General features: G+C 73.3%; 7 protein-coding genes. 2 read left to right on the top strand and 5 right to left on the bottom strand.

Features of this window, described 5'->3' with window-relative positions:
• Positions 1-106: 106 nt before the first annotated feature.
• The 4 genes from IAG42_RS10675 to IAG42_RS10660 all read right to left on the bottom strand — a co-directional run bounded on the left by IAG42_RS10675 (position 107) and on the right by IAG42_RS10660 (position 6,863).
• Positions 107-1,486, bottom strand: coding sequence for a maltokinase N-terminal cap-like domain-containing protein (locus IAG42_RS10675; RefSeq protein ID WP_188336786.1), 1,380 nt, complete (start codon positions 1,484-1,486; stop codon positions 107-109).
• A gap of 109 nt (positions 1,487-1,595) precedes the next feature.
• Entirely contained in the window at positions 1,596-3,308 is a 1,713-nt protein-coding gene (gene treS / locus IAG42_RS10670) for a maltose alpha-D-glucosyltransferase (RefSeq protein WP_188336785.1), read from the bottom strand.
• A 91-nt stretch (positions 3,309-3,399) separates the two neighbouring features.
• Positions 3,400-5,418 (bottom strand): alpha-1,4-glucan--maltose-1-phosphate maltosyltransferase, encoded by a 2,019-nt coding sequence (locus IAG42_RS10665; protein WP_188336784.1) that lies wholly within the window; start codon positions 5,416-5,418, stop codon positions 3,400-3,402.
• A 227-nt stretch (positions 5,419-5,645) separates the two neighbouring features.
• A complete protein-coding gene (locus IAG42_RS10660) occupies positions 5,646-6,863 on the bottom strand; it encodes a S8 family peptidase (protein ID WP_188336783.1) in 1,218 nt (405 codons plus the stop codon).
• A 228-nt stretch (positions 6,864-7,091) separates the two neighbouring features.
• On the opposite strand from IAG42_RS10660, the gene IAG42_RS10655 reads away from it, so the two are divergent.
• Both IAG42_RS10655 and IAG42_RS10650 read left to right on the top strand, forming a co-directional pair.
• Entirely contained in the window at positions 7,092-7,685 is a 594-nt protein-coding gene (locus IAG42_RS10655) for a maltokinase N-terminal cap-like domain-containing protein (RefSeq protein WP_188336782.1), read from the top strand.
• 105 nt (positions 7,686-7,790) lie between these two features.
• On the top strand, positions 7,791-8,318 hold the full coding sequence (locus IAG42_RS10650; RefSeq protein WP_188336781.1) for a hypothetical protein: 528 nt from the start codon (positions 7,791-7,793) through the stop codon (positions 8,316-8,318).
• A 21-nt stretch (positions 8,319-8,339) separates the two neighbouring features.
• On the opposite strand, the gene IAG42_RS10645 is transcribed toward IAG42_RS10650, so the two are convergent.
• Complete coding sequence (locus IAG42_RS10645) at positions 8,340-10,670, bottom strand: protein kinase domain-containing protein (protein ID WP_188336780.1); 2,331 nt, start codon at positions 10,668-10,670, stop codon at positions 8,340-8,342.
• Positions 10,671-10,674: the final 4 nt, after the last annotated feature.

The following is a 10,674-nucleotide window of genomic DNA, read 5'->3' as shown; positions in this document are numbered from 1 at the left end:
TGACAAGCGCACTTCGTGCGTCCCCGGGGGCCCGTTGGTCGTGCCCCGCGACGGAGTCGCTGATGGGATACGGCCCCGCGCCCCTGAAGGCGCACTTCGTGTGCTGCTAGCCCGGTGAGGCCAGTTCGGAGAGGGCCGCCAGGGGGACCTCGAGCCAGGTGGGGCGGTGGCGGGCCTCGTAGAGGGATTCGTAGACCGCCTTGTCCGTCTCGTAGGCGCGGAGCAGCGGCGGGTCCGCGCGGGGGTCGCAGCCCGTCGCCGCCGCGTAGCCCTCGCAGTACGCCGCGCGGCATGCCCGGGCCCACGACGGGTCGTACGGGCGGTGGCTGCGCGCCGCGTAGTCGAAGGAGCGGAGCATGCCCGCGACGTCCCGGTGCGGAGGGTGCGGCATGCGGCGCTCGGCGAGCGGCCGCGACGGTTCGCCCTCGAAGTCGATCAGCTGCCAGCCGCCGGACCGGGTGCGCAGGAACTGGCCCAGGTGCAGGTCGCCGTGGATCCGCTGGGCCCGCCGCACGGGCGCGCCCACGGCCAGGTCCGCGAAGGCGCCGCGCAGCGCCGGCACGTGGGGCAGCAGCGCGGGCACCTGGCGGGCGGTCGCGTCGAGGCGCCGGATCATCGACGCGGCCAGCTCCTCGGTCCGGGGCCGGGTCAGCGTGACCGTGGGCAGGCTCCCGGCGAGGGCGGCGTGCACCTCGGCGGTGGCCCTGCCCAGCTCACGGGCCTCGGCGGTGAAGTCGGTGCCGGAGGCGAGCCGGCTCAGGGCGAGTTCCCAGCCGTCGGTGGCGCCGCGCACATAGGGCTGGAGGATGCCGAGGGTGGTCGGCTCGCCCGCGCCCCCGCTCTCGTACGTCTCGAACCAGGCGACCGGCGCCGGGACCCGGGTGCAGCCCGCGCGGGCCAGCGCGAGGGGCAGTTCCAGGTCGGGATTGGTGCCGGGGCGGACGCGGCGGAAGACCTTGGCGATGAGCCGGTCGCCGTACACGACCGAGGAGTTGGACTGCTCGGCGCGGAGCGGGCGGGCCGGGAGGCCGGGCGGGACGCGGCCGTGCGGGCCCCGGTGGAAGCGCAGGTCACCGAGGGGTCCCGGGGTGCGGAGACGTTCCAGCAGAACGGCCGCGCGGCGCGGGTCCTGGAGCGCGTCGTACACGGTGAGCCCGGCGAGCGGGCCCCGGTCGACGTGGCCGATGACGGCCGGGGCGAGAGCCGGTGGCACGCGCTCGTCCGCGCCGATCAGGAGCTGGTAGCGCTCTCCGGGGCCCTCCTCCGCGGGCGGCTGGTGCGCGCGGAGCAGGACGTGGAGCAGGGCGGCCCCCGGCAGCAGCGGGGTCACCGCGTCGAGGTCGATCCCGGTGACCGGCAGGCCCTTGCCCGCGAACCAGCGCTGGCGGGGCAGCCAGTCGCGCAGCGGCGAGGCGAGGGAGTCGGCGAGAGCGGGACGGGCCCCGCCGCCGGCGGGGGCGGTGCTGCGGGCTGCGGCTTCCGACATGGCGTCGCGTCCTTTCCCGGGGGGAGAGCGACGAGCGTTCCGCGATAGAGGGAGCGTGCCCAGGGCCCGCACACGGAAACGGGTCCAGGGCACGCGCGTTCGACCGGGTTCAGGGGTGGACGGGGGTGCCTTCCGCGCGCAGGCGGAACCAGTAGAAGCCGTGTCCGGCCAGGGTCAGCAGGTAGGGGAGTTCGCCGATGGCGGGGAAGCGGACACCGCCGATCAGCTCGACGGGGTGGCGGCCGGTGTAGGGGCTGAGGTCGAGCTCGGTGGGTTGGGCGAAGCGGGAGAAGTTGTGGACGCACAGGACGAGGTCGTCGCCGTGTTCGCGGAGGAAGGCGAGGACGGCGGGGTTGGTGGAGGGGAGTTCGGTGTAGGTGCCGAGGCCGAAGGCGGGGTTCTGTTTGCGGATCTCGATCATGCGCCGGGTCCAGTGGAGGAGGCTGGAGGGTGAGGACATGGCGGCTTCGACGTTGGTGACCTGGTAGCCGTGGACGGGGTCCATGATCGTGGGGAGGTAGAGGCGGCCGGGGTCGCAGGAGGAGAAGCCTGCGTTGCGGTCGGGGGTCCATTGCATGGGGGTGCGGACGGCGTCGCGGTCGCCGAGCCAGATGTTGTCGCCCATGCCGATCTCGTCGCCGTAGTAGAGGATCGGGCTGCCGGGGAGGGAGAGGAGGAGGGCGGTGAAGAGTTCGATCTGGTTGCGGTCGTTGTCGAGGAGGGGGGCGAGGCGGCGGCGGATGCCGATGTTGGCGCGCATGCGGGGGTCTTTGGCGTATTCCGCGTACATGTAGTCGCGTTCTTCGTCGGTGACCATTTCGAGGGTGAGTTCGTCGTGGTTGCGCAGGAAGATGCCCCATTGGCAGCCGGCGGGGATCTGGGGGGTCTTGGCGAGGATCTCGGAGACGGGGTGGCGGGATTCGCGGCGGACGGCCATGAAGATGCGGGGCATGACGGGGAAGTGGAAGGCCATGTGGCATTCGTCGCCGCCGGAGCGGTAGTCGCCGAAGTAGTCGACGACGTCCTCGGGCCACTGGTTCGCCTCGGCCAGCAGCACCGTGTCCGGGTAATGCGTGTCGATCTCCTTGCGGACCCGCTTCAGGAGTTCGTGAGTGGCCGGAAGGTTCTCGCAGTTGGTGCCTTCGCGGGCGTAGAGATAGGGCACCGCGTCGAGGCGGAAGCCGTCGATGCCGAGGTCGAGCCAGAACTTGAGGGCGGCGAGGATCTCCTCCTGGACGGCCGGGTTCTCGTAGTTGAGGTCCGGCTGGTGGGAGAAGAACCGGTGCCAGTAGTACTGCTTGCGGACGGGATCGAAGGTCCAGTTGGAGGCCTCGGTGTCGACGAAGATGATCCGCGCGTCCTGGTACTGCTTGTCGTCGTCCGCCCAGACGTAGTAGTCGCCGTAGGGGCCTTCGGGGTCGGCGCGGGACTGCTTGAACCACTCGTGCTGGTCGCTGGTGTGGTTCATGACGAAGTCGATGATCACGCGCATGCCGCGCTGGTGGGCGGCGTCCACGAACTCGACGAAGTCGGCGAGGTCACCGAAGTCCGGGAGGACGGAGGTGTAGTCGGCGACGTCGTAACCGCCGTCCTTCAGCGGGGACTTGAAGAACGGGGGGAGCCAGAGGCAGTCGACGCCGAGCCACTGCAGATAGTCGAGTTTCGCGGTGATGCCCTTGAGGTCGCCGATGCCGTCGCCGTTGCTGTCCTGGAAAGAGCGGACGAGGACCTCGTAGAAGACGGCGCGTTTGAACCAGTCGGGGTCGCGGTCCTTGGCGGGGGTGTCCTCGAAGGTGTCCGGAACGGGCTCGTTCATGAACATGGCGGGGGTGGCCCTCCAGTCAGTGATCTCCGGTCGGTGGAATCCGGGTCAGGGGTCTCCGGTTCGGGTCGCCGGTCAGGGGTCTCCCGGTCTAGGAGTGCGGGCGGTCGCCGACCGTGAAGACGTGCGCGGGCGCCCGGCCCGGCGTGAGCCGTACGTAGTTCGTCCGGCCCCATAGGTACGTCTCGCCGCTGAGTTCGTCGTGCACGGGGACCGTGTCGTGCCAGGCCAGGCCGAGGCGCGGCAGGTCCAGGGAGACCGTGGCCTCCTGCGTGTGGTGCGGGTCCAGGTTCACGACCACCAGCACCGTGTTCGCCCCTCTGCGGCGCGAGTAGACGAGCACCGCGTCCTGGTCGGCGTGGTGGAAGTGGAGCCCGCGCAGGGTGTGCAGGGCGGGGCTGCGCCGGCGGATCTCGTTGAGCCGGGTGATCAGCGGGGCGATCGTGCGCCCCTCGCGCTCGGCCGACTCCCAGTCCCTGGGCCGCAGTTCGTACTTCTCCGAGTGCAGGTACTCCTCGCTGCCGGGACGCACCGCGGTGTTCTCGCACAGTTCGTAGCCGCTGTAGACACCCCAGGTCGGGGCGAGCGTCGCGGCGAGCACGGCGCGCAGTTCGAACGCGGGGCGGCCGCCGTGCTGGAGGAACGCGTGCAGGATGTCCGGGGTGTTCACGAACAGGTTGGGCCGCATGTACGAGGCGGCCTCACCGGACAGTTCTGCCAGGTAGCCGGTGAGCTCCTCCTTGGTGTTCCGCCAGGTGAAGTACGTGTATGACTGCTGGAAGCCGATCTGCGCGAGCGTGTGCATCATCGCGGGACGGGTGAACGCCTCGGCCAGGAAGATCACGTCGGGATCGCCGCCGTTGATCTCCGCGATGACCCGCTCCCAGAACACGACGGGCTTCGTGTGCGGGTTGTCGACCCGGAAGATCCGCACTCCGTGGTCCATCCAGTGCCGCAGCACCCGCACGGTCTCCGCGACCAGGCCCGGCAGGTCCCGGTCGAAGGCGATCGGGTAGATGTCCTGGTACTTCTTGGGCGGGTTCTCCGCGTACGCGATGGAGCCGTCGGGCCGGTGGTGGAACCACTCGGGGTGTTTCTCCACCCAGGGGTGGTCGGGGGAGCACTGGAGCGCGAAGTCGAGGGCGATCTCCAGGCCCAGCTCGCGGGCTCGCGCCACGAATGCGTCGAAGTCGTCGAGCGTGCCCAGGTCCGGATGGATCGCGTCGTGACCGCCCTCCGGGGAGCCGATCGCCCAGGGGACGCCGACGTCGTGCGGGCCGGGGGTCAGGGAGTTGTCGGGGCCCTTGCGGTGGGTGGTGCCGATGGGGTGGACGGGCGGGAGGTAGACGACGTCGAAGCCCATCGCGGCGATCGCGGGCAGCCGCTCGGCCGCCGCCGCGAACGTGCCGCTGACCGGCGGCCTGCCGGGCTCGACGACCGCGCCCTCGGAGCGCGGGAAGAACTCGTACCAGGACCCGTACAGGGCCCGCTCCCGCTCCACCAGCAGCGGCAACTCCTCGGAGACGGTGACGAGTTCACGCAGCGGACGGGTGGCGAGGGCCGCGTCGACCTCCGGGGCGAGGGCGGCTGCCAGGCGGGCGGCGGGGGTACGGGACGGATCGCGGAGCGCGGCCGCCGCCGCGGTGAGCACGGTGCGGGAGGCCTTCGTCCGGCCGTCCTGGGCGGCGGCCCGCTCGTGCAGCAACGCCCCTTCCTCCAGGACGAGTCCGGTGTCGAGGCCCGCCGGAATCTTGATCCGCGCGGTGTGCCGCCAGGTGGACACCGGATCGCTCCACGCCTCCACGGCGAAGGTCCACGCGCCGGGCGCGTTCGGGGTCACGTCGGCGGCCCAGCGGTCGGTGCCGGGGGCCAGTTCGCGCATCGGGGTGAAAGGGCCGGGGGTGCCGTCGGGGGCGCGCAGCACCACGTTCGCGGCGACGGCGTCGTGGCCCTCGCGGAACACGGTGGCGGTCACTTGGAAGGTCTCGCCGGTGACGGCCTTCGCGGGGCGGCGGCCCCGGTCGACGACGGGCCGGACGTCACGCACCGGGATCCGGCCCGTCGTGGGCGCGGGCGGGCGCGGCCGGCTGCGGGGACGCTGTGCGGGCATGACCGCTCCTGTCGGGGGATCGGAGGAGGGTGGTCGGGCGCGTACCGGGGGAGCCTTCCACGCGTACGGGGCGGGCAATCCGGTGCTTACCTACCTACTCGGGCGTAAGCGCGCACACAAGACTCCCGTAAGCGGCGCGTACCCGCGGCACACAAGTCCGGCCCCGCCGCGAACGGCGGGGCCGGACCCTCGACGCCCCCGCTTCCCGCGGGGAATCGCCTGCGTGCCTACGGGGTGTCCACCCGGAGCAGCCGGTTCGGGGAACCGAGCCCCGCGCCCTTCACCCGGCCCGCGGCGGCTTGGCCGGTGAGCGCCTGGCTCACCTCGGCCGGGGACGCGCCCGGGTGGCCGGAGAGCCAGAGCGCGGCCGCGCCCGCGACGTGCGGCGAGGCCATCGACGTACCGGAGAACGTGGCGTCGCCGGTGTCGCTCGCGTACGACGCCGAAGTGATGTCGACACCGGGGGCGAACAGGTCCACGGAGAAGCCCCAGTTGGAGAAGCTCGCCCGGGTGTCGGTCCGGTCGGTCGCGCCGACCGTGACGGCCTCGGAGACCCGGGCGGGCGAGTAGAGGCCCGCGAGGAGTCCGTCGTTGCCCGCCGCGACCGTGTAGGTCACGCCGGACGCGATCGAGTTGCGGACGGCGGCGTCGAGTTGGGTGTTCGCGTAGCCGCCCAGGCTCATGTTCGCGACCGCGGGCTTCTTCGCGTGCTTCGTCACCCAGTCGATGCCCGCGATGACCTGCGCCGTGGTCCCCGAGCCCGCGTCGTCGAGCACGCGGACCGCGACGACGTCGGCCTTCTTCGCGACGCCGAACGTCTCGCCCGCGACGGTTCCGGCCACGTGCGTGCCGTGCCCGTTGCCGTCCTGGGCGACCGCGTCGTTCTCCACGAAGTCCCAGCCGCTGGAGGCGCGACCGCCGAAGTCCTGGTGCGAGGCCCGGATGCCGGTGTCGATGACGTACACGGTCACGCCGGTGCCGCCGGAGTCCGGCGAGGTGTAGGAGCGGTCCAGCGGCAGGTCGTTCTGGTCGATGCGGTCCAGGCCCCACGACGGCGGGTTCTGCTGGGTCTGCTCGAACGTGACCTCCGTGTCCTGCGCCACGGAGGCCACGGCCGGGTCGGCGGCGAGCCGCTTCGCCTGTGCCTCGGTCAGCCGCACCGCGTACCCGTTGAGCGCGGTGCCGTAGGTCTGGCGGATGGTCGCCCCGTACTTCTCGGCCACCTCCTGCCCGGCCGCGGACGGCGCCCTCGTCCCTCCCTTCAGCGTCACGATGTAACTGCCCGTCACGGCGCCGGGTGCACCGGCGCCGAGTATCCGCCCCTGCGCGGGGGCGGCCTGCGCGGGCAGGGTGACGGCCGAAACCACCGCCGCGGCGGCGAGGGAGGTGAGCGCGTGCGCCCACCTGCGGCCGGCGGTACGAGTCACCGGCAAGGTCTCTGCCATGGATGGGGTGTCCTCCTCAACTCGGCGTGACGGCACGCCGGTTGGCAGCGTCCCCCGCGTCGCGGAGCGTCACAAGGGCATGCGCCGGGGCGGATCGGCGTCGCCCGTGGAGAGTCTGTGAGGGATGCGGACGCCTCGGGCGCCCTCTGGCGGGAACCGGCCCCAGCCGTGGCCCGGAGGCGCAATCGCGGTGGCGGGCGCGCCCGGCCCTCGCGCAGGATGACGGGCATGGCGATCATCCACCACACGACCCTCAAGCCCACCAAGCTCGAACTCCTCACGGACTGGCTGCCGCACCGGCCCTGGTACCGGGGCGCGGGCACCCCCGAACTGAGCAGGACCGGCGGCTTCCGGCTCGACGACCCGGCCGGCGAGGTCGGCATGGAGTTCATGGCCGTCACCGACACCTCCGGGCCCGAACCGGTCACGTACCACGTCCCGATGGCCTACCGCGGCGCCCCGCTCCCGGACGCGCCCGCCGACGCCCTCATCGGCACCACCGAGCACGGCGTGCTCGGCAAACGCTGGATCTACGACGGCATGGCGGACCCGGTGCTCCTCACCGAGCTGGGACGGCTGCTGCGCGGGGAGGCCCCGGCGCACGCGCAGAGCGTCGACGGCGCCCTCGACCCGACGGTGGGCGTCCGGCTCGCGCCGGGAGCGGAAACCGGGCGGCCCGAGGCCGTCCGCGTCCTGGCGGAAACCAGGACGGACGAGGCCCTCGCGCCGGGAGTCACCGGTGAGGTGAGCGCGCGCTGGCGGACCGGCGACGAGGACGGGCCGCTGATCCGAGGTGTCTTCGTCCGGTTCCGGACGGAGTAGGGCGCTCCGCGTGTTGTGGGGTGGTCCGTGCCGATGTCGTCTGCCATCGTGTACGGGCCGCCGGCGACCGCCGCGCGGTGTGTTTCCGGAACGGGGGAGAACACGATGAGGACCGTGCGACGACTCGCGGGACTGTTCACGGGGACGGCGCTGGCACTCGGCGCCCTGATCGCCACGACGGCCGCACCCGCCCAGGCCTACAGCCCGAACCCGGCGCCGAGCGTCTACTACCGCGACACCGGCACCTGCCCGTGCAGCGGCGGCACGCTGGCCGACCCGTTCGACGGCACCTACTTCGCCAACGACCCGGGCGGCTACGCGGTCAAGATCGAGCTGAACCAGGGCGGTTCGTTCGTCGGCAAGGTGGAGTTCCACCCGAACGACGAGAAGCTCTGGGTGTACGACACGAAGAACGACGGCGACACGTTCTACGTGAAGATCTCCTACTCCGCGGGCGGCACCACCCACAACCTGGGCACGTACGCGGCGCCCGGCACCGACGCCGTCCTCGACAAGGTCGTCAAGGACTTCGACATCCCCGAAGGCGCACCGGTCGACATCTCCGTGTACGACGACCAGGCGCTCGGCGACTACATCGGCGGGGCGCGCGGGACCGGCAGCGCCGTCGCGTAGCCGCGCGGGAGCCGCGCCGGGTCAGTCCGGCGCGGCGACCGAGCCGACGTACCCGGACCGCGTCGACAGATACAGCACTCCGCCGAGACACAGCGGCTCGGCGAGTGCGCCCGTGTCCAGGCGCAGACCCGACGGGGCGGGCAGCCGCAGCGAGCGGACGCCCGTCCCGTCCGCGACGTCCAGGCCCCGGATCTCGCGCCGGCCCACGGCGAACACCCGCCGCCCCGCCAGCAGCAGGGTCCCGGCCCCGGCCGGCGCCGCCGTGTCCCAACGGGGCTTCCCCGTACGCCAGTCGATGCCGCGCAGCCGGCCGGCGCTGTCGCGCAGGACCAGGACGCCGCGGTCGCCGATCACGGGGGCCGCGGCCGGGGTGACGGACGGGGCGAGGGTGCGCCGGGTGCGCAGCGTCTCCGGGTCGAGAACCGCGATCCCGGGGTGCTCCGTCGACCAGCACAGCAGCGAGTCCGCGTGGGAGAGCAGGCCCGAGCAGTCGAGGTCGTCGCGGGCGCGGGGGTCGGGCGCGGTGCCGGGCCGCGCGCCCCGGACCCCGCCCCTCGCGAGGGCGCCGTAGAGCCATCCGTCGTGCACGACCAGCGGTCCGGCGGGCTCCGGAAGGTTCACTCCCCAGTCGCCCGTGCCCGTGTCCGCGTCGAGCGCCGACAGCTCGATCGCCGCGTCCGGGGAGTCCTCCGGCTGGTTGTTGTAACGGGCGGCGTACACCTTGCCGTCCGCGTAGGTGACGCCGATCAGACCCGTGAAGCCCTCCCGCGCGTAGTGCCAGCGGACCCGGCCCGTGGCCGCCTCCACACCGATGATGCCCGAGCGGGCCGGGACGAAGAACAGAGTGCCGTCGGTGGCCGGGGCGATCGCCGCGTTGCCGGTGGGGGTCTCCGGGTACACGTCGTCGACCAGCCGGTCCGCGCTGAAGCCTTTGCTGCGCCACTGTTCCTCGCCGGTCGCGAGATCGAGGGCGCGGGCCGCTCCCGTCCCGTCGCCGCACACCAGCAGCCCGGCGCCCGCCGTGCAGCCGCCCGTCCGCCCGGTGCCGGTGAGGTGGCGCGCCCAGGGACGCCAGCCGTCAGGGCGCTGCTTCGTGTCGAGCGCGGTGGAGGTGAACTCGCCGCTGTGGCCCGGATCGGCGTCCGGCAGGGCGAGCGGCCCGGTGTCCTGCCCGGTGCCTTCATCGGAGGCCGTCGGTGTGGCGCCCGCCGCAGGAGGCTCCGGCGTGCCGTCGGGCAGGAGCACGGGCACGGTGACGGCGAGCGCGGTGACCAGGGCGGCGGCCGCCACCGCCCACGGCCAGCGGCGACGGCGGGCGGCCGGTGCGGGCGAGGACGTGGGCGGGCCCGCGGGACGCGCCACGGCCGCCGTAGGGGAGGGCGGGACGACGAGCGCGGCGCGCGGGGCGTCGGCGGCGGTCGCCGCGTTCTCCAGGGCGACCGCCCCGGAGACCTGCTCGCAGCGGGCCACCGCCTCCCGCTGTTCGGCGATCAGGGACAGAAAGTCGGCGGGCCAGGGCGCGAGATCCGTTGCCGCCGCGGACAGTTCGGCGGCGAGTGCGGCCGCGGTCGGGCGCTCGGCCGGGTCGGGCCGCAGACACCGGGCGATCAGGTCCCGCAGCAGGGGAGGGACCTCCGAGAGGTCGGCGCGGCCCGCGGCGATGCGGTGCAGCACCGACGCCGGCTCGTCGTCGTCGAAGGGGCCCCGCCCGCTCGCGGCGAAGCACAGCACGGCGCCCAGGCAGAACAGGTCGGACGCGGCCGTCACCGGGTGGGCGCCGGTCAGCTGCTCCGGGGACAGATAGCCGGGCGTGCCGACGACGAGCCCCGTCGCGGTCAGCGCCGTCGCGTCGAAGGCCTGGGCGATGCCGAAGTCGATCAGGCGCGGGCCGTCCGCCGCGAGCAGAACGTTGCCGGGCTTGAGGTCGCGGTGCAGGACGCGGGCCGCGTGCACGGCGTCCAGGGCGCGGGCGAGCCCGGCGCCGAGCGCGCGGACGGCGGGCACCGGGAGCGGTCCGCACCGGGTGACCGCGTCGGACAGCGCGGGCCCGGGAACGTACTCCGTCGCCAGCCACGGCAGTTCGGCGTCCGCGTCGCCGTCGAGCGGGGCGGCCGTGCCCGGACCGGTCACCGCGCGGGCCGCGTCGATCTCGCGGCGGAAACGGGTGCGGAACTCGCCGTCCGGCTCGAAGTCCGTCCGCACCGTCTTCACCGCGACGAACGGTCCCTCGACGATGCCGCCGACCGTCTCGCGCCGGGCCAGGAACACCTCGCCCATGCCGCCAGCGCCGATCCGGCCGAGCAGCCGGTAGGGGCCGACGCGCCGCACCGCGCCCGTCAGAGGAGTCAGCACCGGG

Source organism: Streptomyces xanthii, assembly GCF_014621695.1.
Classification (GTDB): domain Bacteria; phylum Actinomycetota; class Actinomycetes; order Streptomycetales; family Streptomycetaceae; genus Streptomyces; species Streptomyces xanthii.
The sequence above is the reverse complement of the archived record's forward strand: the minus strand, read 5'-3'. Positions and strand labels throughout refer to the sequence as shown.

Excerpts from the sequence above, each read along its gene's own strand:
- IAG42_RS10665 (WP_188336784.1), bottom strand. The coding sequence starts at position 5,418 with ATGCCCGCACAGCGTCCCCGCAGCCGGCCGCGCCCGCCCGCGCCCACG.
- IAG42_RS10675 (WP_188336786.1), bottom strand. The coding sequence starts at position 1,486 with ATGTCGGAAGCCGCAGCCCGCAGCACCGCCCCCGCCGGCGGCGGGGCC.
- IAG42_RS10660 (WP_188336783.1), bottom strand. The coding sequence starts at position 6,863 with ATGGCAGAGACCTTGCCGGTGACTCGTACCGCCGGCCGCAGGTGGGCG.
- IAG42_RS10650 (WP_188336781.1), top strand. The coding sequence starts at position 7,791 with ATGAGGACCGTGCGACGACTCGCGGGACTGTTCACGGGGACGGCGCTG.
- treS (WP_188336785.1), bottom strand. The coding sequence starts at position 3,308 with ATGTTCATGAACGAGCCCGTTCCGGACACCTTCGAGGACACCCCCGCC.
- IAG42_RS10655 (WP_188336782.1), top strand. The coding sequence starts at position 7,092 with ATGGCGATCATCCACCACACGACCCTCAAGCCCACCAAGCTCGAACTC.